General features: G+C 59.1%; 23 protein-coding genes. 6 read left to right on the top strand and 17 right to left on the bottom strand.

Annotation, left to right across the window (positions count from 1 at the left end; genetic code table 11):
- Window positions 1–26: 26 nt before the first annotated feature.
- Together DWQ09_13640 and DWQ09_13635 are read right to left on the bottom strand one after the other, a co-directional pair.
- A complete protein-coding gene (locus DWQ09_13640; GenBank protein ID KAA3627352.1) occupies window positions 27–3,152 on the bottom strand; it encodes an AcrB/AcrD/AcrF family protein in 3,126 nt (1,041 codons plus the stop codon).
- 6 nt (window positions 3,153–3,158) lie between these two features.
- Window positions 3,159–4,490 carry an HlyD family efflux transporter periplasmic adaptor subunit gene (locus tag DWQ09_13635; protein KAA3627351.1) on the bottom strand — a complete coding sequence of 444 codons (1,332 nt, stop codon included), beginning with the start codon at window positions 4,488–4,490 and terminating at the stop codon, window positions 3,159–3,161.
- A 705-nt stretch (window positions 4,491–5,195) separates the two neighbouring features.
- Between DWQ09_13635 and DWQ09_13630 the strand changes: the two genes are divergently transcribed.
- Window positions 5,196–5,408: a DUF2892 domain-containing protein gene (locus DWQ09_13630; GenBank protein KAA3627350.1), complete on the top strand. Its 213-nt coding sequence runs from the start codon at window positions 5,196–5,198 to the stop codon at window positions 5,406–5,408.
- Between the two features lie 99 nt (window positions 5,409–5,507).
- Here the strand turns inward: DWQ09_13630 and DWQ09_13625 are convergent, their stop codons facing one another.
- The 6 genes from DWQ09_13625 to acnB all read right to left on the bottom strand — a co-directional run bounded on the left by DWQ09_13625 (window position 5,508) and on the right by acnB (window position 12,437).
- Window positions 5,508–5,789 (bottom strand): hypothetical protein, encoded by a 282-nt coding sequence (locus DWQ09_13625; GenBank protein KAA3627349.1) that lies wholly within the window; start codon window positions 5,787–5,789, stop codon window positions 5,508–5,510.
- A 47-nt stretch (window positions 5,790–5,836) separates the two neighbouring features.
- Window positions 5,837–6,376 carry a DUF1285 domain-containing protein gene (locus tag DWQ09_13620; GenBank protein ID KAA3627348.1) on the bottom strand — a complete coding sequence of 180 codons (540 nt, stop codon included), beginning with the start codon at window positions 6,374–6,376 and terminating at the stop codon, window positions 5,837–5,839.
- A gap of 22 nt (window positions 6,377–6,398) precedes the next feature.
- Window positions 6,399–7,340, bottom strand: coding sequence for a patatin-like phospholipase RssA (locus DWQ09_13615; protein ID KAA3627347.1), 942 nt, complete (start codon window positions 7,338–7,340; stop codon window positions 6,399–6,401).
- 3 nt (window positions 7,341–7,343) lie between these two features.
- On the bottom strand, window positions 7,344–8,471 hold the full coding sequence (locus DWQ09_13610) for a mechanosensitive ion channel family protein (protein ID KAA3627346.1): 1,128 nt from the start codon (window positions 8,469–8,471) through the stop codon (window positions 7,344–7,346).
- Between the two features lie 79 nt (window positions 8,472–8,550).
- The gene (locus DWQ09_13605) at window positions 8,551–9,600 is read right to left on the bottom strand and encodes a beta-N-acetylhexosaminidase (protein ID KAA3627345.1); all 1,050 of its coding nucleotides are present in this window, start codon (window positions 9,598–9,600) and stop codon (window positions 8,551–8,553) included.
- Between the two features lie 251 nt (window positions 9,601–9,851).
- Entirely contained in the window at window positions 9,852–12,437 is a 2,586-nt protein-coding gene (acnB, locus tag DWQ09_13600; protein ID KAA3627344.1) for a bifunctional aconitate hydratase 2/2-methylisocitrate dehydratase, read from the bottom strand.
- Window positions 12,438–12,652: 215 nt separating this feature from the next.
- On the opposite strand from acnB, the gene DWQ09_13595 reads away from it, so the two are divergent.
- The 5 genes from DWQ09_13595 (at window position 12,653) to DWQ09_13575 (ending at window position 18,600) form a co-directional block, all read left to right on the top strand.
- A complete protein-coding gene (locus DWQ09_13595; protein KAA3627343.1) occupies window positions 12,653–14,020 on the top strand; it encodes an adenylosuccinate lyase in 1,368 nt (455 codons plus the stop codon).
- 77 nt (window positions 14,021–14,097) lie between these two features.
- Window positions 14,098–14,607, top strand: a complete 510-nt coding sequence (locus DWQ09_13590; GenBank protein KAA3627342.1) for a hypothetical protein — start codon at window positions 14,098–14,100, stop codon at window positions 14,605–14,607.
- Window positions 14,608–14,611: 4 nt separating this feature from the next.
- Entirely contained in the window at window positions 14,612–15,445 is an 834-nt protein-coding gene (locus DWQ09_13585; GenBank protein KAA3627341.1) for a hypothetical protein, read from the top strand.
- Between the two features lie 380 nt (window positions 15,446–15,825).
- On the top strand, window positions 15,826–16,548 hold the full coding sequence (locus tag DWQ09_13580) for a hypothetical protein (GenBank protein ID KAA3627340.1): 723 nt from the start codon (window positions 15,826–15,828) through the stop codon (window positions 16,546–16,548).
- A gap of 192 nt (window positions 16,549–16,740) precedes the next feature.
- Window positions 16,741–18,600 carry an ATP-dependent helicase gene (locus tag DWQ09_13575; protein KAA3627339.1) on the top strand — a complete coding sequence of 620 codons (1,860 nt, stop codon included), beginning with the start codon at window positions 16,741–16,743 and terminating at the stop codon, window positions 18,598–18,600.
- Window positions 18,601–18,619: 19 nt separating this feature from the next.
- Here DWQ09_13575 and DWQ09_13570 read toward each other — a convergent pair whose 3' ends face one another.
- The 9 genes from DWQ09_13570 to DWQ09_13530 form a co-directional block, all read right to left on the bottom strand.
- Window positions 18,620–19,492, bottom strand: coding sequence for a hypothetical protein (locus DWQ09_13570; GenBank protein ID KAA3627338.1), 873 nt, complete (start codon window positions 19,490–19,492; stop codon window positions 18,620–18,622).
- A 38-nt stretch (window positions 19,493–19,530) separates the two neighbouring features.
- The gene (locus tag DWQ09_13565) at window positions 19,531–20,121 is read right to left on the bottom strand and encodes a carboxymuconolactone decarboxylase family protein (GenBank protein KAA3627337.1); all 591 of its coding nucleotides are present in this window, start codon (window positions 20,119–20,121) and stop codon (window positions 19,531–19,533) included.
- Window positions 20,122–20,180: 59 nt separating this feature from the next.
- Complete coding sequence (locus DWQ09_13560; GenBank protein ID KAA3627336.1) at window positions 20,181–20,666, bottom strand: acyl dehydratase; 486 nt, start codon at window positions 20,664–20,666, stop codon at window positions 20,181–20,183.
- Between the two features lie 3 nt (window positions 20,667–20,669).
- Window positions 20,670–21,260, bottom strand: coding sequence for an NUDIX domain-containing protein (locus tag DWQ09_13555; GenBank protein ID KAA3627399.1), 591 nt, complete (start codon window positions 21,258–21,260; stop codon window positions 20,670–20,672).
- 69 nt (window positions 21,261–21,329) lie between these two features.
- On the bottom strand, window positions 21,330–21,770 hold the full coding sequence (locus tag DWQ09_13550; GenBank protein KAA3627335.1) for a hypothetical protein: 441 nt from the start codon (window positions 21,768–21,770) through the stop codon (window positions 21,330–21,332).
- Window positions 21,751–23,142 carry an ATP-binding protein gene (locus tag DWQ09_13545; protein ID KAA3627334.1) on the bottom strand — a complete coding sequence of 464 codons (1,392 nt, stop codon included), beginning with the start codon at window positions 23,140–23,142 and terminating at the stop codon, window positions 21,751–21,753. The genes DWQ09_13550 and DWQ09_13545 overlap by 20 nt, the downstream gene beginning before the upstream one ends.
- Window positions 23,142–23,810 (bottom strand): DNA-binding response regulator, encoded by a 669-nt coding sequence (locus DWQ09_13540; protein KAA3627333.1) that lies wholly within the window; start codon window positions 23,808–23,810, stop codon window positions 23,142–23,144. Before DWQ09_13540 ends, DWQ09_13545 begins: the two co-directional genes overlap by 1 nt.
- Before the next feature lie 4 nt (window positions 23,811–23,814).
- Complete coding sequence (locus DWQ09_13535) at window positions 23,815–24,111, bottom strand: peptidase M4 (protein KAA3627332.1); 297 nt, start codon at window positions 24,109–24,111, stop codon at window positions 23,815–23,817.
- A 4-nt stretch (window positions 24,112–24,115) separates the two neighbouring features.
- The gene (locus tag DWQ09_13530) at window positions 24,116–24,682 is read right to left on the bottom strand and encodes a cytochrome C (protein KAA3627331.1); all 567 of its coding nucleotides are present in this window, start codon (window positions 24,680–24,682) and stop codon (window positions 24,116–24,118) included.
- Between the last annotated feature and the right edge of the window lie 28 nt (window positions 24,683–24,710).

Raw genomic sequence — 24,710 nt, 5'->3', positions numbered from 1 at the left:
GAATCCCCTCAATCACATTCTTTGACCTAAGAGCCCTGTTCAGCGGTCACTCGCGGCGCTGCGGTCAGCCGGCGCCGGATATCCTCTACCACCGTCAACAGTGCCGGCATGACCAGCAGCACCAGCAAGGTCGCAAAAGCCAGACCGAAGGTGATCGATACCGCCATCGGAATCAAAAACTGCGCCTGAACCGAGGTCTCGAACAACAGCGGCAATAATCCTGCGATGGTGGTGAGGGAGGTCAGCAACACCGCTCGCAGGCGCTGACATCCGGCTTCGACCACCGCTTTCTGCACGCTCATTCCCTCCTCGCGCAGGCGCTGGTAGAAGGTCACCAGAATAATCGAATCGTTGACCACGATGCCGGAGAGTCCAAAGAAACCAAACAGCGACAGGATGGTGAGTTCCATCCCCAATACCCAGTGACCGAACACCGCACCCACAAGCCCGAAGGGGATGATGAACATCACCGCGAGAGGTCGTGTATAGCTGCCGAAGACCCAGGCGAGGACGAGATAGATCATCACCAGCGCGAACACCATGCCGCGTTTCATGTCACCGAGGGTTTCCGCCTGATCAGCCGCGCGTCCTTCCAGTGAGTAGCGTATTCCGTGGCGTGAGGCCAACGAGGGGAGGAACTCCTGCTCAAGCGTGGCCAGGATTCGATTGGCATTATTGGCGGCACGATCCACCTCGCCCGATACCTGAACGGCCAGCTGGCCTTCGGCGTGGCGCAGCACCTCAAAACCGCGGCGACTGTCCAGTTGGAGCACGGTGGTGAGTGGAACGGTTCCGCCGCCGGGAAGAAACAGCATCATGCGCTCAAGGCTGCCAAGGCGGTTGCGTTCGGCGTCGGGCAGCATGACCCGCACCTCGACCTCGTGGCCCCCCTGTTGGAATATCTGCACGGTCAGGCCATCGTAGGCTGCACGCAGCTGGCGACCCGCTTCCTCGATCGTCAGACCCAGGGCCCTGCCTTCAGGTAGCAGACTGTAGATGATCTGCTCCTGACCCCAGGGCATATCGTCTTCGATGGCACCGACGCCTGGAAACCTTTGCAATTCGTCACTCAGTTCAAGCGCGGCCTGTTTCAAAGTTGCCGGGTCACCGCCCACCAGGCGGATATCGAGATCGCGTCCCGGCGGGCCCATAAAGCGTTCCGCCACCACGAACGCGGTCAATCCCGGCGGTTGTTGGATGCGCTCCTTCCAGACATCCACGAACTGACGGTTGCGAATGTCGCGCACATCGGGCTCGACCAGTTCGACGATGAGGGAGCCTATGTGTTCGCCCGCCGCAGCGTCTGTACCGCCGAAGATACCGTGGCCGCTGCGCAACGTGACGCTCTGGATCAAGTTGCCGCCCAAGGCTTCTTCGGTCGCGCGCAGCGATCCATCCAGCTGCTGAAGAAAACTGTCTACCTGACGGGCAGCGGTGCCCGGAGTGAAGGTAGCGCTGGCGTAGACGATGGTTCCCTCGACTCCCGGAAACAGCGTGAAGCCCAGGCGTCCGCCGATTATCAAACCCAGCGCCAGAATCATCGTGCTGACCGACGCGCTCAATGTGATCCAGCGGTTGCGAACCGACCAGGTCATGAGCGGACGAAAGTACCGATCGCGCAGGTGGGCGAAGGCGGCATCCAGGCGTAAACGGGTGGGACCGGATTGGACGTGACGGAAGCGGCGAAAACTGTGGTGCAGATGTCCGGGGAGCACCAAAAAGCATTCTGTCAACGATGCCAGAATCACGCAAATGACGATCAGCGGAATGCCAAACAGGATATTGCCGATCGGCCCTCCAATCAGCATGAGCGGCAAAAAGGCAGCAATCGTGGTGAGCGATGATGACATCACCGGCGCCAGCATGCGCCGCGCGGCACCTTCCGCCGCCGCCAGGGAGTGTTCGCCTCCACTGTAGCGAGTCATTGCGTCTTCGCCCACGACAATGGCATCGTCAACGATGATGCCGAGGGTCATGATCAGCGCGAACAAAGTGATCATGTTGATGCTGCCGCCGACCAGGTAGAGCGCCATCAACGCTGCCATGAAGGAAACCGGGATCGCCAACGCCACCCAGAAGGCGACGCGCCCATTCAAGAACAGGAACAGCACCGCAACTACCAGTACCAGACCGCCGGTGCCGTTCTCCAGCAACAGATTGATGCGATCCCTGATGTACTGCCAGGCCTGATCGTAAACAGTCAGTTCGATGTTTGTCGGTAGCGTGGGGCGTGTCTCGGACAACCACTGATGGAGTATCTCCGCCGAGGTCAGCGCGTTGGCGGATTCGACGCGCTGCAGTTCCAGTTCCACGGCCGGTTTGCCCTGGTGGCGAAGGTAGGGCTGGCCGGGTTTGGCGCGGCGTTGAATATCGGCCAGATCGCCAAGCGTAAGCAGCTGTCCGGCGTCGTCTGCGACAATTGGCAGACGCTCGAAGCCAAGCACATCGCGGCGCTGATCGAGACTGCGCAATTGCCGCGCCACGTCGTCCCGGCCCATTGAACCCGCCGGCAGATCGCGGCTGATCGCATCGATGGTGCGGGCGATGTCGGTCAGCCTGAGATTGAGTTCCTGCAGGCGGGCCGCGGGAATCTGAATCGCCACCTCTTCGTCGGGCAACCCGGTAACCTCGATGCGGGCAATGCCGCGTGCCAGCAACTCATCCTCGAACCGACGGGCTAAAGGGCGCAGTTCGTCAAGCTCTGCACCGCTGATCACGAGGCGCGCAATACGATCGTAACGTGTCACCTGGGAGACTTCGGGTTTTTCCGCGCTGTCCGGCAGGTCGCGAACGCGCGCGACGAGCTCGTTCACTTGATCCGAGGCCCGGCCCATATTGGTCCCCTCCTCGAATTCGATGGTTATTGCGGCGGCCCCGGTGGTCGAGCTCGAAGTGAGTTTACGTACACCGTCCAGGTTGCGCAGCTCCTGCTCCAGGGGTGTGGTGATGGCCGATTCAACATCCTCGGCACTGGCGCCACTCCATTCGACGCGCACCGTCATCAGCTCGAGCTCAAGCGTGGGAAAGAACTGCACATTGAGTTTGGCGAGTGCCCAGATGCCGGCGAGCACCATCATCAGCATCAGGAGATTCGCCGCCACATTGTGCTGGGCGAACCTCCCGATCATGTCGCGCTTATGCTGAAAGGTCATACTGGATCAGGGATTGGGAGCGACTACGCGAACACGCAGCCCTTCAATGGCGTTGGGCAACTGCGTGGTGACGATCGCATCGCCGGCATTCAGTTCAGGGCTGGTGATCAGTATCTGTTCTTCACCTGCCGTCGTCATTCGGCTGCCGACGCGTTCAACAGTGATCGGTATGAGGCGATTGTCGCTAACGCGATAGACGCGATCTTTTCCATAGAGCGCCTGCCTTGGCAAGGCGACGACCCGCTCCTGTTCGGGCAACATCAAGCGAAGCGTAATGAAGCGCCCTACCGGCAGCCAATCGCTTGCGGTCAGCAGGCTAAACAGCGCTTCGACGCCGCCGCTGTCTTTGATGACCTCGCCTGCCAGACGGTCAAGTTCCAGTTCGACCGCAAGACCGTCCACCTCGGCAGTACCCTGCAAGCGTCTGCCAGAGTCCAGCGCACGGCGGATCGACGCGATGTGGGAAGCTGGAATCTGAGCGCGGGCTTCGAGTGCCGCCAGGTCGTAGAGCTCCACTATCGTATCTCCGACCCGCACCCGGTCTCCGGCTGCTACAGCTACCTTGGCGATGCGCGCGCGAAAGGGCGCCAGGATGCGGGTACGTTGCCAGTCCAACTCGGCGATGTCGCGTTGCGCCCGGGCGCGCGCAACGCGTGCTTGTACCTGAGCCTGACGATTGGTGTGATCGGCAATGCTTTGCTGCCTGCTTTCCAGCGCGATCTGCTGGCGCACCAGATTTTGCCGCGCCGCATCCACTTGTGCTTCGGAGCCCAAATTACGTCGCAGCAGGTTTTCCGCACGTTTGACCTCGGACTGCGCCAGCGCCAGGAGCGCTTCTTCCTGTTTCAGAGCGGTGCGGTCGTTGGCGTAACGGAGCGCCTCGCTGGCGATGGCTGCTTCCGCATCGCGGACATCGGCGCGGCGCTGCTCCAGCACCGCCAAAGCTTCCCGGTCATCGAGTTGCACCAACTCCTGACCCGCCGCGACCTGTTCGCCCTCCTTCGCCGTGACCGCTTCGACCTCAGCTTCTACCGCGGCGCGCAGGCGACTCCGATGGGGCGTCTCCAGGCGGCCGAAGAGCGTGAGCGTGGGCTGCAGCGTACCAGGTTGAATGGTCTGGGCAGCAACGGACCATACCGTTTCGGTGCGTGGCGCGGCTTCAGAGCGGGGTTTGGTCATCACCAGCAGAGCGAAACCGGCACCAGCCACGGCCAGGATTGCGAGGGGTACAAGCAGACGTCGTGCGATCGCTAAGGGCATCGTTGTTATTCGTGCGCGTGAAAGTCGCTGATTGTGCCTTGTTCGATGATAAGATTCAGCAAAAGTTCGAGATCCCATACTCACTGCAGGCGCGCCTGAGTACTATCCGCACATAGGAATTGCGGTCTGTGCACCGAGACCGACACTCTATTCCCACAGCTCGCTGCTGCGATCAATGTCGCTGGCGAACGCTTCCACCATGAAGCCAAGCGAGTGCGGCTTCCAGCAGGGCAAGTCATCTGCCTGGAGGGCCAAGCCTGCAGCAGTCTGCATTGGTGCTGACAGGCATGGTTCGGGTCTATGGAGGCAGGGGGTTTGGACGTGAACAGACGCGGTATCGCCTCGAAAAGGGGTGGCAGCCGCTTTCTGACCGCGTGCTGTATTCTCAACCGGCTCCACTTCCCCGCCTGCACCATAACCAAAACCGAGGTCGAGGTAATGATCATCCCCGCTCCGACTTTTAACCGTTGGGTTGCGGAACACAGCGTCTGGCTGATTACCTGTTGCACTGAAACGGTGAGACGGTACGCGCGAAAGAGGTGCGGACCACTCAATAAGGCGATAGTTGCTGATCCGGGACGCTCGCGGGAGGTAATCAGTCGATTACCGAGGGATTTCGAGCGCGAAGGACTTGTCGCACCAAGCCGTAGCCTGATACGTTTGCAGGACGACGATTCGTTGCGCCTACCTGCCGGGCGTCTGTGACCTGGTCGCAGACGGATTACCGGCTTCAAGTGGAAACTGCCACAACACCATTCCGTTAGTCGAAGACAGGAGACAACAGTGAAAACGAATATGGGAAGCACTGATCGTGTAATTCGTATTGCCGCCGCCATCGCCGTCGGTGTGCTGTACTACATGGGGCTCATCAGCGGCACAGTCGCCATTGTTCTAGGCGTTATCGCCGCCGTATTTGTGCTCACCAGCCTGATCGGTTTCTGCCCCGTCTACCCGCTGCTGGGCATCAATACCTGCGGGAAAAAAGCCGAGCAATAATCTCGCGTCCGGATCAGGTCCCACTGAACGACTGCGACTCATAGTGCGTTGCCGCGTGTGGTTGGTCGTTATGCCTGGCGGAAGATCGCATCACCCGCGTTAACCGGTGTGGCGTTCTGAAACCAGGCCGTTTTCCTGCAACACCCGATAGATCTTCTTGCTCATCTTCGCCAGTCGATCGATATCTCCGAGTGTCGGTGTTTCGCCCTCCCGCAGGCGTTGCTGCCAATCGTCGAGTTCCAACTCCAAAAGTGTGAGCAGCTTGGGCGTACAGCCTTTGCAGAGATCCGGACACTCCTGTGCCGCAGGATCCGCAAAAGGTATCGCCGTGCGCACCTGGTGAATCAGATTCTGCATTGCCGTTTGGGTGTTGGGCTTCATCCGTCAATGGCGGCTTCGAGGGTCATCGCGTCGCTGACCGTCATTTATTACGGGCGTCGGTGTTCCAGGGCGAAAAACGTGCCACTGCTCCATACGCCCTGCGCGCCTTCGTGCACCTGGATCAGCTCGACCAGGCGATAGAACGTGGGACGATTGATGAGCGCCTCCAGTCCATCCCTTACCATAATATACGGGGACGGTTCGTGGGTGTCCGGATGTTCGCTGACGCGCAGCGGGTGCCGTGCATCGGCCGCCACTTGATCGCCGACATTGGTTTTGAAGACGAGCACTTGCCCGGCACCCCTACCGGCGGTGTCGAAATCGATAGCGACGAAGGGTGCGTCTTCCACTTCGATGCGCAGTTTCTCAACCGGTGTAACCAAGTAGAATTCGCCGTCGGCATCGCGGCGGAGAATTGTGGCAAAGAGATCCACCATACGCTGACGGCGTATCGGTGAACCCTCGTGATACCAACTGCCATTGCGGGCGATGCGAATGTCGATATCCCCGCACAAAGTGGGGTTCCACTGATGTACCGGCGGCAGATTCTTCTTTTCGATCTGTGCGAGCAGTGTTTGCGGATCCATGAATCTGATAGCCGTTGGGTTTTTAGAGCATCTGCTTGAGCTGCTGTATCTCGATGTCCGCTCTCGCCACCGCCTTATGACCTTCCGCGATAGCCTCTTTCGCGCGGTGAAACTCCATCAAGTAAATATGCGAAAGGTGAGGTGCAATGACGAGTTCTGGAGGATCGCCCGCCATGCGACTGCGTGTAATCCGAGTCTGCATGATGTTGATACTGCGCAGCACGATATCGATCAGCGAAGGCGCGTTGGATTGGTTACCGGTCTTGAGGAGATTGCTCTTGAGATTGACGACCTGCTGGCGCAGAAATTCGCGCAGATCGTAGCCCTCCCCGCCTTCGTTATCCTCGTTGTTGGGTGGGTGGTTCTGCGAGTTTTCATCAGGCTTGTCAGCGCGACGATGTCGTTGCAGCAGATCGGCGTTGAGGTCTACCGCGATGACGATCTCAGCACCCATCGCGCGGCACAATGAGACTGGAACAGGATTGACCAAACCGCCATCGAGCAGCCAGCCTTGTTCGCGTTGTACCGGCGTAAATACGCCCGGGAGTGCCAACGAGGCACGTACCGCCTCCAGCACCGATCCCGTCTGCAGCCAGATCTCCTGTCCGGTATCCAGATCGGTGGCCACTGCCCCGAAAGGTACCGTGAGATCGCCGATATCGCGATCCTGATAATGATGGCGGAAGAAATCGAACAACTTCTTTCCGGCAATGAGGCCCCCGCTGAAACTCGGATCGAGATAGCCGACGATCTGCTGCCAGGTGAGTTTCGAGACCCAGCCGGCAAGTTCGTCCAGGTTGCCCGTTGCGTAGCTTGCACCCACCAGGGCGCCAATGGAGGTTCCAGCCACAACCTCTGGTCGTAGACCCTGCTCCTCGAGAGCCTGAATGACGCCGATATGCGCCCAGCCGCGCGCCGAACCGGCACCAAGTGCGAGACCGATTTTGGCCTGCCGTACCGCCATGATTCAGCGACCTACCGGCTCCGCCGGCACCAACCCATCCGCCTGCAGGGAAACCCCCCCTGGAACATGAAGTGTACGGGTTGGGAAGGCGATCTCCGCACCGCGAGCATCGATGATTTCGGCGATTTTCAGCAACACGTCTTGTTTGATTTCGTGAAATTCAGTCCACACGCGCGTGTGAGTGAAACAGTAGATGAAGAAATCAAGCGAGGATGCATTGAAGGCATTGAAGTTGACCATCAGTGTCTGTGAGGTATCGATCGCCGGATGGCTCTGAAGCATTGTTTTGACGTCGCGGGTAATGGACTCCATCTGTGCAACGTCATCGTAGCGTATGCCGATCGTCTCATAGATGCGGCGATGAGTCATGCGCGAGGGGTTCTGTACCGAAATGCTGGTGAAGACGGCATTGGGCACATAGATGGGGCGCTTGTCGAAACTGCGGATGCAGGTCAGCCGCCAACCGATTTTTTCCACTGTGCCTTCGATCTCTTTGTCGGCGGAGCGTATCCAGTCGCCCACTGCAAACGGACGGTCGAGATAAATGATCAGTCCGCCGAAGAAGTTGGCCAGAAGATCCTTGGCGGCGAAACCCACGGCAATACCCCCGATCCCGCCAAACGCCAGCACGCCGGAAATGCTGAATCCCAATGTTTGCAGGGCCACCAGCGTCGCGGTGATGATGACGGAGATTCGCAACAACTTGGAGATCGCATCGATTGTGGTGCGATCGACAGCTTCCTCATCGCCTTCGTGGACTGTCAGGTAGTTGTTCTCGACGCTGTTGATCAATCGCACCAGGAACCAGGTGATGGTGCCGATAACGCCAATGTCACGGATGGGCGAGATCGCCTCAAAGAGCACGGCATCGGTGCTCTTCTGAACAATCTGCGCCGCAAAGGTAATGCCGACTATCCAAACGAGCAACCGCACCGGTTTGCGCAGCGCATCGATCAACGCATCGTCCCATTTGACCGAGGTTTTCTTCAGATAGCGATGCAGGCGATCGAGCAGGCGCGCCAGAACGAAATTCGCCAACATGACGGAGAAAACAACGACGAACACCTGCGCTATCCAACCCGCAGTGGTGTTGGGGTTGCCGATCTGCTGCAGTAACTGTTCGAAATCCATACCGGTTCCTGTGGCCTGGGCTGGTCTGTCAGCTCACTAGTTTAAAAAGTGGTGTACCGTTGTCAAAAGCGGCGTTCTACTACAAGTCGAGATCGAGCATCGGATCGGCGTCGTAGCTGCGCACCATCTCCACCGCCTTGCGCCACTGGGGGCTGTTTTGCAGTTCCTGCAAATTGCGCTGGTGACGACCGTGCAGTCGGGTAAGACGCAATTGACTGGCTGGATTGGGCGCGTAATCCAGATTCTCCAGTACCTCGATGACTGCGGGCCGGTCGTTGCAGATCAGTACCATGTCGCAACCCGCCTCGAGCGAAACGTGTGCCCGCTGGGTAGGAGTCGCACCGGCGACTCGTGCCCCCGCCATACTGAGATCATCGCTGAACACGGCGCCCTGAAAGCCCAGTTCCCGGCGTAGCAGGGTGTGTAACCAATTGTAGGAGAACCCTGCCGGAAGCGGAGCAACCGCGGGATAAACCACATGCGCGGCCATTACCGCAGGCAGTCCGTAGTGGATCATGCGCTCGAAGGGCAGCAGGTCCTCGGCACGCAGATCGGCCAGGGAGCGCTTATCCTCCGGCAGTTCGAGGTGGGAGTCCGCCGCAACCCCGCCATGTCCAGGAAAATGTTTGCCCACCGCGGCCATGCCCGCATGCCGCATGCCCAGCATGTAGGCGTGGGCCAGTTCGGTGAGAACCTCGGGATTGCGATGGAAGGCGCGATCACCGATTACCGAGCTGCGCCGATGATCAAGATCGAGAACCGGGGCAAAGCTCAGATCGACGCCCACGGCCCGCAGTTCCGCGGCCATCAACCAACCGGTGGTTTCGGCCAGGCTCAGCGCGCGCGCGGGGTCCTTGTTGGCGATACGCCCTAATTCGGCTACCGGCGGCAGGCGCGTGAAACCTGAGCGAAACCGTTGGACACGCCCGCCCTCCTGATCCACGGCGATCAGCAGACGCGGTTCACGAACCGCATGGACCGCATCGATAAGCGCTCGAAGCTGATCGGTGTTCTCGTAGTTGCGCGTAAAAAGAATGATGCCCCCCACCAGTGGGTGGCGCAGCATATCGCGTTCCTCAGCCTGCAGGACGGTGCACTGCAGATCGATCATGAGGGGACCGAGGCTCATTGTGGTGACTGGTATTTTTCAGGGACAGGTGGGCCATTATGCGGATGCCGGCGTTCAACGCCAACATTCCCTATCGGGCGCTTGGGTATTATTTGCGCAATCCGGCGCGCACCGCCCGGTAGGTTTATCCCGATTGATTCATGCACAACCTTATCCACAGGAATTGTGGATAACCTCATCCGCGGCCGACTGCGCATCCGAAAAAAGCCCCGCCTGCTCTGCGGGGCTTTCTCATGGTTAGGGTTGCTGCGTTACGCAGCCGCCACTTTATCGGCAATTTCCTGATACTCAGCGATCTTATCGAAGTTGAGGTAACGGTAGATCTCAGGTGCCATGGTGTCGATGTTCCTGGCGTATGCCAGGTACTCGTCCGGAGTCGGCAACTTGCCCAGAATGGCCGCCACCGACGCCAGTTCCGCCGACGCCAGGTAGACGTTGGCACCCGTGCCCAGGCGGTTGGGAAAATTGCGCGTCGAGGTGGAGACGGCAGTGGAATTGGCGGCGATGCGCGCCTGGTTGCCCATGCACAACGAGCAACCGGGCATCTCGGTGCGCGCGCCCGCCTTGGCGTAGGTGAAGTAGTAGCCTTCCTCGCGCAGTTGCGCTTCATCCATGCGGGTGGGTGGCGCCAGCCACAGGCGGGTGGGTATACCCTCGGCCTTTTCCAGCAATTTGCCGGCGGCGCGGAAATGACCGATGTTGGTCATGCACGAGCCGATGAACACCTCGTCGATTTTGGTGCCTGCCACGTCCGACAACAGACGCGCATCGTCGGGATCGTTGGGTGCGCAGAGCACCGGTTCCTTGATCTCGTTCATATCGATCTCGATCACGGCAGCGTACTCGGCGTCCGCATCGGGCTCCAGCAGTTCGGGGTTGGCAATCCACTCCTCCATCGCCTTGATACGGCGACGGATGGTGCGCTCGTCGCCGTAACCTCCGGCGATCATCCATTTCAGCATGGTGATGTTGGAGCGCAGGTACTCGGTGATAGGCTCTTTGTCGAGCCTGATAGTGCAGCCCGCTGCGGAACGTTCGGCGGAGGCGTCGGAGAGTTCGAAGGCCTGTTCGACGGTGAGTTGCGGCAGCCCTTCGATCTCCAGAATGCGGCCGGAGAAGATGTTTTTCTTGCCTTGCTTGGCTACGGTCAGCAGCCCCTCTTTGATGGCATAGTAGGGGATGGCGTGCACCAGATCGCGTAGCGTAACCCCGGGCTGCATAGCGCCCTTGAAGCGCACCAGTACCGATTCGGGCATATCCAGCGGCATCACGCCGGTCGCGGCAGCGAAGGCCACCAGACCGGAACCCGCCGGGAAGCTGATGCCGATCGGGAAGCGGGTATGCGAATCCCCACCGGTACCCACAGTGTCGGGCAAGAGCATGCGATTCAGCCAGGAGTGGATGATCCCGTCGCCAGGGCGCAGTGAGACGCCACCACGGGTCATGATGAAGTCCGGCAGGGTGTGGTGCGTGTTGATATCCACCGGCTTGGGATAGGCGGCTGTATGACAGAAAGACTGCATCACCAGATCGGCTGAGAAGCCGAGACAGGCCAGATCTTTCAGCTCGTCCCGGGTCATGGGACCGGTGGTGTCCTGGGAACCTACCGTGGCCATCTTAGGTTCACAGTAGGTTCCGGGCCGGACACCGGAGACACCGCAGGCCTGACCCACCATTTTCTGCGCCAGGGTGTAGCCTTTTCCGGTATCGGTCGGATCGATCGGCTTGCGGAACAGTTCGGAGGGCTCTCTGCCCAATGCCTGGCGAGCCTTCTCGGTCAGACCGCGGCCAATGATCAGCGGGATACGGCCGCCGGCGCGCACCTCGTCGAGCAGTACCTGGGTCTTGAGCTCAAAGGTTGAAATCACCTCGTCGGTGCCATGCCTGCATACCTTGCCTTCGTAAGGATAGACATCGATGACATCGCCCATCGCCATCTTATCCACGTCCATTTCGATGGGCAGGGCACCGGCGTCCTCCATGGTGTTGAAGAAGATCGGAGCAATCTTGCCGCCGAAACAGTAGCCGCCGGCACGCTTGTTGGGTACGTACGGAATGTCATCGCCCATGTACCACAGCACGGAGTTGGTAGCGGATTTGCGTGACGAGCCGGTACCTACCACATCGCCGACATAGGCCAGCGGAAAACCCTTCTTCTTCAGCTCCTCGATCGTACTGATCGGACCCACGGCACCAGGCTCATCGGGAGTGATACCGTCGCGCGCCATCTTCAGCATCGCTTTGGCGTGCAAGGGGATGTCGGGGCGGCTCCAGGCATCCGGTGCCGGGGAAAGGTCGTCCGTGTTGGTTTCTCCGGACACCTTGAAGACGGTGACGGTGATCTTGTCGGCGAGCACAGGTTTACTGGTAAACCATTCGCCATCGGCCCAACTCTCCAGTACCTGCCGGGCGTGGACGTTACCCGCCGTGGCTTTTTCGGCCACATCATGAAAGGCATCGAACATCAGCAGGGTGTGAGACAGCGCCTTGACGGCAATGGACGACAAACCAGCGTCGTCCAGGCAATCGATCAGCGGGGCGATGTTGTAGCCGCCCAGCATGGTACCCAACAGCTCCACGGCTTTTGCCTTGTCGATGAGAGGAGACTGCGCCCGGCCCTTCACCACATCCGCCAGAAAGGCGGCTTTGACGCGCGCCGCATCATCAACCCCCGGAGGGACACGATTGACCAACAGATCGACCAGAAACGCCTCTTCGCCGGCGGGCGGGCTTTTCAGCAGTTCAACCAGATCGGCGACCTGCTGGGCATTGAGCGGCAGCGGGACGATGCCCTCAGCGGCGCGTTCTGCGACGTGATTACGATAGGCTTCAAGCACGATCCTTATCCTCTTCTCAGACGGTTTCAAAGGCCGGGGAAGAGATCGATCGCTTCCCGCAGATTGCGATAATTGTAAGTTAACCAAGGGTAAAAAGAAATTATACCAAGCATTTATATCGGCCATTCACGGCAGGCATGGCGCCTCCGCGGCGTGTAGTATGATTAGCCCCCTTTTCTGCACTGCCATGCGCAACGTACAAGCTAGGAGCACCCATGGAATTGTCTTCCTTAACCGCCATCTCTCCTATTGACGGTCGCTATGGATCGAAGACCGCCACCTTGCGCCCCATCTTCAGTGAATACGGATTGATCCGTCACCGGGTCTTGGTGGAGGTGCGTTGGTTGCAGATGTTGGCTGGCTGCAGCGAAATCGCCGAGGTGCCAGCGTTCAGCACTCATGCCACGGCGTTGCTGGATCGCATCGTGGATGAGTTCAGCGAAGAGGATGCACGCCGTGTCAAGAACATCGAGACCACCACCAACCATGATGTCAAGGCCGTCGAGTATTTCCTCAAGGAGAAGGTGGCCGGCAATCGGGAACTGGAGGCGGTCAGCGAGTTCATTCATTTCGCTTGCACGTCCGAGGACATCAACAACCTTTCCTACGCTTTGATGCTTCGCGAGGCCCGTGCTCAGGCACTGTTGCCGATGATGGACGAGATGATCGAGGCCGTCAGCCGCCTGGCCCGCGACCATGCTGATATACCGATGTTGGCACGCACCCATGGCCAGCCCGCCTCGCCCACCACGCTGGGGAAGGAGATGGCCAACACGGCGTTTCGGCTCAAACGCCAGCGCGAGCAACTGGTCATGGTGCCGATTCTAGGCAAGATCAACGGTGCGGTCGGCAACTACAACGCGCACCTCGTGACCTACCCCGAGGTGGATTGGCGTGGTCTGGCGCAAACGTTCGTCAACGGTCTCGGACTCGATTGGAACCCCTATACCACCCAAATCGAGCCCCATGACTACATGGCCGAGTACTTCCACGCCTTGTCCCGCTTCAACACCGTAGTGACCGATTTCTGCCGTGATGTGTGGGGCTATATTTCACTGGGTTACTTCAAACAAAAGGTCGTGGCGGGTGAAGTCGGCTCCTCGACCATGCCGCACAAGGTCAACCCCATAGATTTTGAGAACGCCGAGGGTAACCTGGGTATGGCCAATGCCATTCTCGGACACCTGGCGGAAAAGCTTCCCATTTCGCGCTGGCAGCGTGACCTTACCGACTCGACTGTGCAGCGCAACCTGGGCGTCGGGATCGCGCAATCGGTGCTGGCTTACCAGTCGGCCCTCAAGGGCGTCTCCAAACTGGAGGTCAACGGTGCTGCCATGTCCGCCGATCTCGAGGCCAACTGGGAGGTGCTTGCCGAACCGATTCAGACCGTGATGCGTCGTTACGGCATCGAAAAACCCTACGAAAAGCTGAAAGAGCTGACGCGTGGGCAACGCATCGACCAGCAGGCCCTGCGCGCGTTCATCGAGACGCTGGAAATCCCCGATGCGGCCAAGGAGGCGCTGATCGAACTCACTCCAGGTCGCTATACCGGCAACGCCACCCAGCAGGCGCTGGATATTTGAGTCAGGTGAAGGCCGCGCCTACTATGGGGGTTATTCTCTAAACGGGACTGTTTGCTGCGCGAGGTGCCACTGCCGCCATGGAACTGGAACGCTATATCCTGGGTGAAACCGCCGAGACCCTTGCCATCGAAACGCTGGAAGAGTGTGCGGCGGTGTCGCTGGCCTTGGTTGAACAGGCCAAGCGTACGCTGCATGTATTCTCCCGCGATCTCGATGCCCGTCTCTACGATACCGCGCCCTTCCTGGAAGCGGTGCGGCAACTCGCTATCCGCGGGCGATTCACCGATATCCGCATCCTGGTGCAGAGTACCGATCATGCAATCAAGAGCGGGCATCGTTTGATCGAACTTGCCCGGCACCTCAACAGTTACATCCATATGCGTGCCGTGCACCCGGAGTTTCGCGACTACAATCAGGCGTTTCTGGTGGCTGACGAAAATGGATTCCTGCAACGTGGCCTCGCCGATCGGTTCGAGGGGAAGGCCAGTTTCTACGATCCACTGGAGGCGCGGGAACTGGTGCGATTCTTCACCAAGGTCTGGGAAATAAGCGGTCGCGATCCCGGGCTGCAGCGGCTGCATATCTGAGGTCATGGTGCGCTATCTCTGCCACTTAGTGATCGGACTGCTGTTGCTGATGCCGGTAAGGGTGGGCCTGGCTCAATCACTGGAAATCATCGATCTCAGGCATCGCCCTGCCGAGGAAGTGTTGCCGCTGGTGCAGCCCTTTTTGGCCCCGGGCGGTACACTGACCGGTCAGCGCGGACAACTGTTCATCCGGACCACACCGGCTAATTTGTCTGAAATCAAGGCCTTGCTGGCAACGCTCGACAGATCCCCGCGCCAGTTACAGATCACGGTGTTGCAGGGTGAAGCCGCTGATCTGGCCGACGATGAGTCGCGCCTGAACGCCTCCATAGGACTCGGCGGACGGGGGCGTCTCGCGGTGGGTGAAGGGACCGGGTCCGATACGGCTGAATTGCGTGTCCGCCGTTCGCGATCACGGACTCGCGGTGATGAGATACAGAGAGTACGGGTGTTGGAAGGCCGCGCTGCAACGATCTACCTGGGCCAGTCGATCCCGGTAGGCAGTCGCTCAAGCACGATCATCCCGGGCGGAGTTCAAAATACCGATTCCATTGAATACCGCCAGGTTGAAAGGGGTTTTTCGGTCTTGCCAAGGATCAGCGGCGAACGCGTGATGTTGGAAATTGGTGCCCAGCGGGACCAGCTTTCGCGCTCCGGTGGAGGGCGTATCGAGGTTCAGGGGATCAGCACCACGGTATCGGGCACACTGGGAGAGTGGATCGAGTTGGGTGGTGTGGTGAATGCCGGGATCCAGCGCCAAAGTGGAGTCATCCATCGTTCGACCGAGCATCTCGAAGACAAACGACGGATCCTGGTCAAGGTGGAACAGCTTCCCTGAGCCGGTATCCACGATGCGCAGGTCCGCACACCACTTTTTTAGCAGATTCTCAAGAAATTCAGTTGACTTTGGCGTATCATAGCGCCCCTTACCAGCCCGCCGGTTGCATCGCCTGGAAGGTGATGGACGTGCGCGGGGGTAACTGTTGTCTCTTCCGCAATTGGGATTCGCGACCGGTCGGCGCCAAGCGTCCGCCCACCCCGAGTGCTGAGTGTTGAAACGACATTCGTACCCTCGCCGCGTAGCCAGTGTTTCGCCGAGGCGCAAAGGATCGAGCGCCGCTAACCAACCAGTGAAGGTCACCGCGAGACGCATAATCGGCAAGGGTTGCGAACGAATTCGATATGCCTAATTTAGAGAGAAATGCGCAGGAGAACCCGATGGATCAAGCGAAGTTAGAGTTGCAGCTGAAAGTTTGGAAAGATCTCGCCATCAAGAAGCAGATGTTGATGGGTGCCGCCACCGAAGCATTGGGGTTGGCGCCGGAGTGCACGATGGAGGAGCTTAAAGTCGCTCTGGAGGCCAGTATTCAGCGCGCTCAGGCGGCGGATGCCAAGGTATCCGCTGCACAGGAACAAGCGAAAGCGGCTGTCGAGGAGATTGAGAAAACCCTCGCCGATGTGCGCAAGGCGCTTGCGGAATCAGAATCCGGCAGAAATGCAACGTTTGAAGCTTTGAAAAATTTCGAGCAGCAAATAGCCGTGGAACGCGAAGCCAATACCAAAGAACAGAAGAAACTCAAAGCCTTGATCGCCGACAAGGAGAAGGCTCTGAAGGCGATCAATATCGCTCTCGCCGATACCCCGGAAAATGTCGTCAAAAAGCTCAAAGCGCTTAAGAAGGAGAAGAACGAGGAGTCTGCCGCACGCAGGAACGTCGAAGCCGAGTTACGAACGATGCAGAAACAAAAGCAGGAGTTGGAGAGGCGCATTGCCGGTTTGTTGGAGAACAGCTCCAAGTTGGCCGATCAGTACCGTGCGCTGCATCAACTCGGCAGCGAACAGAATCTGGAGTCGCTGCCCGAACTCGACACCGAGCTGCTTGAGAGCATCGAGCAATCAGAGGCCGCTCCCAATAGCAAGAAGCTCGCCTCCGCCGCATGAGGTAAATCTCACCGGCGAGTTGGGGGATCCGCGGACTCGCCGATGGGTGGATCATCGCTCATCTGAAAATCTGCGCTGATGTAACTTATCGGCATCTCACCAGGGTTTGGCGTATCATAACGCCACGAATATCGAATCACCGGATGCATCGCGCCTGACCAGGGCGATGGTCACACACTCAAGGTTACCGTCATGTCCTCCGTATTTGCCGGCTTCGATCAGCTGGCGCTTCCGGCCCCCCTGCTGAAAGTGCTGGGTGAGATCGGTTATGAAACCCCCTCGCCTATTCAGGCAGCCAGCATTCCGCCGCTCCTGGAGGGTCGGGATCTGCTTGGCCAGGCACAGACCGGGACCGGCAAGACAGCGGCGTTTGCCCTGCCGTTGCTGAGCCGTATCAATCTAAAGGTACGTAGTCCGCAGGTCCTGGTGTTGACACCGACGCGCGAGCTTGCCATCCAGGTCGCGGAGGCCTTCCAGACGTATGCACGTCACCTGCCGGGTTTTCACGTCCTGCCCATTTACGGCGGACAAGGTATGGATACGCAGTTGCGCCAGTTGCGTCGCGGTGCCCACGTAGTGGTCGGCACACCGGGCCGCGTCATGGACCACCTGCGCCGCAAGACGCTGCAACTCGAGAATCTGCAGGCTTTGGTGCTCGATGAGGCTGATGAAATGCTGCGCATGGGCTTCATCGAGGATGTGGAGTGGATTCTGCAACACACTCCCGGTGAGCGCCAGATCGCGCTCTTCTCGGCCACGATGCCGCCGGTGATTCACAAGGTTGCGCAGCGCTATCTGCGCGATGCCGCAGAGGTGCGCATCCAGTCCAAGACCACTACCGTCGAGGCGACCGAGCAGTTTTACTGGCAGGTGGGCGGTCTGCACAAACTCGATGCGCTGACGCGCATTCTGGAAGTCGAAGAGGTCGATGCCACGCTCATATTCGTGCGCACCAAAACCGCAACGGTTGAACTCGCCGAGAAACTCGAGGCCCGGGGTTATGCCTGTGCCGCGCTCAATGGGGATATCACCCAGTCGATGCGTGAGCGTACGGTCGATCAGCTGAAAAGCGGGCGATTGGATGTTGTCGTGGCAACGGACGTGGCCGCGCGTGGATTGGATGTCGGACGCATCACTCACGTCATAAACTACGACATTCCCTACGATGTCGAAGCCTATGTGCATCGCATCGGTCGCACCGGACGCGCAGGCCGCACAGGCCGTGCAATCCTGTTTGTCGCACCGCGTGAAATGCGCATGTTACGCACAATCGAACAGGCTACGCGAAGCAAACTCAAACCGCTGCACCTCCCCACCAGCGAAGTGGTTACCAGCAAACGCGTTGCGCGTTTCAAGCAGCAGGTGCAGGAGATACTCTCTTCTGAGGATCTTGGTTTTTTTGACGGTGTGATCGCCGAACTGCAACGCGAGCAGGAGACCAGTGTCGAACGCATCGCGTCGGCACTGGCGCTGATGGCGCAGCGCGACCGTCCCTTGCAGCTACAGGATGCAAAACCCAAGCGCGCACGCGAAACATTCTCGCGTCCAGCTTCCAGATCCGACCACAAAACAAGCTCTTCCACCCCCCCGCCGAAACCGCGCGAGAAGCGCGACAGATCGAAGCGTGAATCCACCAACGAAGATATCGCCTGGGTGCGCTACCGCATCGAAGTAGGACTCAATCAAGGAATCAGCGCCAAGGATGTGTTCGGCGCTATCGCCAATGAGGCGGGACTCGACGGAGAACACATTGGCGCGATCCGTTTGGCGGATGACTACAGCACCGTGGAATTACCCGATGGGATGCCCCGTGAGGTGTTCAAACATCTGCAGAAAGTCCGCCTGCGGCAACATCCCATGCGCCTCAGCGTGGAGGGAGAATCCGCTATGCCTCAGAGTCGACCGTCGCGCCCCGGGTCGGGCGGTAAACCAACCGCGAGACCGAGCCCGAAAAAGCCGCATCGTAAAGGGGTGAAACAGCCTGACCGTGTTGCCAGGAAGGATTCCGCGCCGGCGCGGTCCGAAAAGCGTAAACCTCGGGAGCGCACCTGATTTCCATCGGGCGATCGGGCTATTCCCAGACCGTGGGTTGGGGATCGTACTCGATGGAGCGCAGACGACCACGCCAATAGGTGAAATCCTCATCGGACAGATTCCACTGTGCGGCAAACTGCAATGGGATGTGCATATCGCCACAATCTGCGTAGCCTTTGTAGTAAGCCGTCCAGCGGGTTGGGACAAATCGTCCATCCAGTTCTCGAAACCTCTCATCAGCGACGACCCGTTCCACCTCGTTGCGGGCATTGAAATGAAACACCAAAGAGACACTCAAACCGGAATCGGTGAGCGTGGCACGCGCGCTATCGTCATCTATGGCCTGCCATTCAAGCCTGGCACAGGGTAACAAAATCGTCGGACACCAGACAGCCTCAGCCAGATAGCGGACCAATGCGGACTGGGCCAACTCGGGTCGGCCTTCATCCTCGAACAGCGGTAGCGATGACATCAGTTTGACGCGCAGTGCGGCACGGCCATGAAGGTAGTTATCGACTACGCGCGCATCGGCAATCGGCATCATATCGACGCGGGCATCCCATACATAGGCGGGACTTCCGACTCGAAAATACCCCCGCGCACTGAACCATTTCCATGATTTGTAACCATACATCAGCCGCATCTCCCCATCCTGCGATAGGCGTACTCTTTGCGGTGCGCGGCTGCCCGGATTCAGGGCCAGCCGCAGATATCGAGCCACCGGTGGAGGGAGCGACGAGAACTGGTCGAAGGAGATGTAATGTACTGGAGCGCTTCGTTCAGGGGCGATAACGCTGTGGATGGCGCGCTTGGTGCGCTTTTCAAGACGCGCTGAACTGAATGCCACGTAGGCGGCGGAAAAGACGAACGCGTAAATGACCAATGCGGTGGGAAGTGTATCCCAGATCATTTTACGCGCCACGTCACGAGGCAGGTGATTCCAGTTCGCTAAGCGCCGTGTTTACCCGCTTCCCAACCCACCGCGCCAATGGTCCTTTCGGCAACTTTGGCGGGAAACGCCTCAAGTTCGGTGGACATGGTGTCATTCCAGCGATTGAGATAACCAAACAGAGCGATCGCAGCCACGATTTCAACGATCTCATCATCCGTAAAGTATTTCCTCAGATCCGCAAAGTCTTCCGCCGTCACCTCATTGGGGATCAATGCGGCATGATAGGCAAGGCGCAGCGCAACACGCTCGGCGTCGCTGAAAAGCGGGCTGGTTTCAAATTCCCAAACCGCCCGGATCTTCTCGTCGGAGTTTTGATAGACACTGGAGAGGTTGGCCATGTGAGCCTGGCAGTAGCGACAACCAGCTGCCTGCGAGGTGATAAGGCTGATCAGCATCTTGAGCGTTTCAGGAACTGAACCTTCGTAAAGCACCGCTTGATTGAGCTTCATAAAGGCTTCAGCAATCTTGGGCCGCCGCCCCATGGTCAGTATCGAGTTGGGGAGGAAGCCGCGAATACGATCATAGCGCTCAAACAGCTCGGCAAACTGCGGCAGGGCCTCTCGGTGCAGGGGTTCGACGTGCGCCATTGTTTTCACTCCTTGTATCTATTCCCGTCAATCGAAAGTGTAGCTTTAGGAACCTCTGATTAAATCTGTTGCGCATTTCGGCACAATAAAAAATTGACCGCTCGCATACTCATCACCGTTTCATCCTTCTGGTTGATGACCTCAATGAATGAACGCACGATTCCCCGGTCCGGTTTGGATTGGGACTGTTTGGTCTCCTCGATGGTGACCCGCACGGACAGGACATCTCCCGGACGAACCGGCTTGATCCAGCGCAATTCGTCGACACCCGGCGACCCCAGACTGGCGACCTTCGACAGGTAGTGATCGGCGTACATACGCATCATGAGACTGCCGGTCAACCAGCCACTGGCGATCAACCCTCCATACATGCCCTCACGAGCGGCTTCGGGGTCCGTGTGTATGAACTGAGGATCGTACTTGTTCGCAAACTCGATGATCTCGGCCTCGGAGACCTCGGTCGATCCAAACTCATGGATCGCGCCAGCGCTGTAATCTTCGAAAAACCGGGCTTCGATGGGTACGGCAAAATAGTTCTTCGTCATGATCTAGCGCCAGCGTTGCTGAATGGAGTCTTGATTCATGGCCAGCCATTGTAGGGCCATGATCGTGTAGGAGGAATCAACCTGGCCGCTCTGAATGGCTGTCAACGCCTCCTCGAGCGTCAAGACGTGTACCTTGATGTCCTCGCCTTCGTGGTCCAAGCCATGGATGCCGCCGGCGCCAGACGCGTCGGTACGTGCCAGATAGAGGGTGATACGTTCCGAACTTCCGCCGGGCGCGGGATAGAAGTCGTAGAGCCGGATCAGCTCACCCGCAGTACAACCGGCCTCCTCCACCGCTTCACGGCGTACCACGTCTTCGAAGGTTTCATCCACCTCGACAATGCCGGCAATGGTTTCCAGCATCCATGCGCCGGCGTCTCGTTCCAAGGCGCCAATGCGGAATTGCTCGATGAGGACCACGCTATCGAGTTGCGGGTCATAAAGCAGCGCCGCGACAGCATGATCACGGCGAAACAGCTCACGATGCAGGGATGGGCTCATGCCCCCGGCAAAGAGCTCGTGACGCAAGGTAAAGCGTTCGAGCTGAAAGAACCCGTCGTGGCACAGCTTCCTCTCGAGTATCTCCACCCGCATCTTCACGGCTTCGCCCTGATCTGTAGAAAAGTGGGTTTGATTGTATCAAGGCGGCGGGAATTGCCAACTTTAGGTCGCCTGATCGTGCCGGTGCGCCGACGCGATATAGAACTCTTCAAGCGCGAACAGGTCTTCGATATTCAGCTGCGCGCGCGGGCGGCCGGCGTCGAAGTGCCGCCCGCGCAACGGATAACCCTGCCGGGCCTTATTCTCGATGCGTTTATTGCGCATCTCGGTGTACTCCATTTGCGTGACATAGCGATCACCATCAAGATCATAGCCTCCGAATGGGAGCGGCCCGCGTTCCGTTATCTCCGCCTGCGCCACCACATCGCTGCACCATGGGGTGCTCGCACCCTGAAGTGCGATCAGAAAGATGCTGGGGTTTTCATCGCAGGATCCCCCTTCTTGCCCCGGTTCGAGATACTTGCGAGAGCGATCTCGGTATCTGTATAGAGCAGCGCAAGGCCTGTTCTTACCCGCGAGGCTGTCACCTGGCGGATGGCGCATTGGGGATGGATCGCGACATCCGCTGCTCGTCATTTGGCGCAGCAGATCCGCTGGAAAAACAGAAGGAAACCCGCATTCCTCCCAGCGCCGGTGATCGGTCGAGCTTCAATCTGGCTACGTAGAGCTCCGCGATCTCCTGGGCGATAGCCAGCCCCAATCCATGTCCCGCCACCTCCTCGTCAATGCGTGTGCCGCGTCGGGTCAACTGCTCAATCTGCTCGGGCGTGCAGCCGGGTCCGTCGTCTTCGACGACCAGGCATCCAGAGGACGGCGACTGCACGGTGAGACGCACGCGATGGCGCGCCCATTTGCAGGCATTGTCGAGCAGGTTGCCGATCAATTCGAGCGCATCATCACGATCGAGCGGCAGGGTGAGTTCCGCCGGGCAATCGACTTCGATATCCGGGGCACGTTCCGCATAGATGCGTGTCAGGACCTCGATCAGCGGGGGAAGATCATCGTACGGCCGGAATGCCTTGGCAGTGCCCGCCCGCCCCGCCAATCGCGCACGTTTGAGTTCCTTTTCGATGACCTGATTGATCTGTCCGACGCGACTGTCCAACTCTGCGGAGATCTGCGGGTGGGCACGAAGTTCTTCGGTACGGGCCAGTTGGCCCAACAGAGCAAGTTGTGCCTTCAGCGCATGCGCCAGATTGCCAGCGGCATTGCGCGAACGCTGCAGGCGCCGATCCAGCAGTATCAGCAGCCGGTTGACTTCCTTCACCAGCGGCCGGACTTCGTCGGGTACGTTTTCGCTGAGTTGGCCGATATCGCCGTTGGCCAGGCGCTCGACATCGCCGGCGGTGCGTTGCAGCGGCGCGAAACCGCGCCGCAGTATCATCCGTTGCAACCCCAGCACCGCGATCAACACCGCAAGGCCGATGCCGAGGAGCGACCAACGCAGCACGATCAGGTGTGCGTGCAGCGCGCTCAACTCTTCGGCAACGGCAATCGTAAGATTACTGCCTTGTTTACGATACCCGCCTGCCCACACCAGCAGCTGTTGACCATCGGGACCGGCCGCATGCCAGCGATGCGATTCGCCCGGCGGCAGTGGCGGGATGGCTAGCGGGTGGTCCCAGAGAGAACGCGATCTCAGCTGCGATGTGGCATCCAGCAGCGCAACAACGTAATAGTGCCCGGCATAGGGACGTTCGTAGATCGCACCGAGGCGCGATGCATCCACCTCGAGAGCGCTTTCCGTATTGGCTTGCAGTGCGGCCAGGAGGCTCTCGGCGTCGTGGCGAAGTCGCGATGCGACCAGATCCTCACCGACATAGCGCACCGCTTCGCTGGCCAGCACAGCGAGCACCAGAATGATGACCGCCATGGCCAGACCGAGGCCCGCCTGAAGCTGCTTGCGCAGCGACATCAAGTGGCCTCGCCGTGAAAGAGGTAACCCTGTCCGCGGCGCGTTTCGATGATCTCGTTCCCGAGCTTCTGGCGCAGGCGTTTCACGTAGACCTCGACGACATTGCTGTCGGGTTCGGTATCACCCTCGTAGACATGTTCGGTGAGACGTGTCTTTGACAGCACCCTGCCGGGATGCAGCATGAAGTAACGCAGCAGTCGAAACTCGATGCCGGTCAGTGCCACAGGCTCGGCGTCGCCGATGACCGCGGCCTGGCGTTCCTCGTCGAGCGTCAGCCCTGCGACTGCCAATAGCGGTTCGGCGCGTCCGTGACGGCGGCGCAGTACCGCCTGGAGACGCGCCAGCAACTCTTCGTTATGAAACGGCTTGCCAAGATAGTCGTCGGCACCGGCCTTGAGGCCGTCGACCCGCTCGTGCCAGGCGTCCCGTGCGGTCAGCACGACCACCGGCAGATCGTTGCCTCGCTCGCGCCAGTGGCGCAGCACCTCGAGTCCGGGGCGCTGCGGCAGGCCGAGGTCCAGAATCACGCCGTCGAAAGACTCCTCATCGCCAAGGAATTCGGCATCGATGCCATTGTCGGCCACATCGACGGCAAATCCGGCACGCTCCAGCTCCGGTTTCAGGCGGGCAACCAGTTCCACATCGTCTTCCGCCAGCAGCAGGCGCATGGGATCAGTCGTCCTTTTCTTCTTTGATCAGCATACCGCTGACGGCATCGTACTTCAGTTCCCATACCACGCCTTCGGGATCGACGATCTCGATCTCATAGATCAGGCGCTGATCCTTCTCCTCCAGTTCCACCTCCAGCAGGCGTCCGGCGTGGCGGCTGCGGACCTGTTCGAGGATCTGCTCGAAGGGTACGATGCGGCCCTGTTCCAACAGGCGTCGCACGCGTTCATGATCATCATCGGCTACCACGGATCCGGTGCCGGCTGCGAACAGCATGAGGGCGATTAGCGGGCGATTCATGATCTCAGTCCTCCCACCGGCCGAGACCGGGAATGTGTACCTGATGTTCGTCGTACGAACCTTTGTCGGCTTCGGTATGGCAGATATCGCATTGGAACAATTTCAATGGCCGCTCCCCCTGCTCAAGTACCCATTGCGGAATCTCGTCGTGCTTGTGCAAAAAATAACGCGTAGCGGTAATGCGTAGGGTGGGTTCGGCGGTGGCGGCCGCAGCGGCGAACCGCTTCGAACGCTTGTAGTCTACACGGTCCGCCGCATTGGCCGTCAGGTAACGCGTGATCTCGGCCGAGCTCCGAACGTCAAGTTCTGCACTTTCTCCAAAGTGATCATCGAGTCGCTTCATGATCTCCTCCCATGAACGGACCGGCAGCAGGCCCGGTTGATAGGCGAAATGGCAACTGCCGCACTCTGCCCGATAAAGGACGTCATTCGCCGGTGCGACGTCAAGACGTGCCTCACGCCACAGTCGCGTCAGCCACGTTGTGTGTCCCTCCCCGTCGTCACCGAACACCCAGGTGCTGGTCGCGATGAGTCCGAACATCCCCAGAATAATCCAAAGTTTACGCTTCATACCCTTTACCTCAACGGTGATCGATCGC

This window comes from Pseudomonadota bacterium, assembly GCA_008501635.1.
Lineage (GTDB): Bacteria > Pseudomonadota > Gammaproteobacteria > QQUJ01 > QQUJ01 > QQUJ01.
The sequence above is the reverse complement of the archived record's forward strand: the minus strand, read 5'-3'. Positions and strand labels throughout refer to the sequence as shown.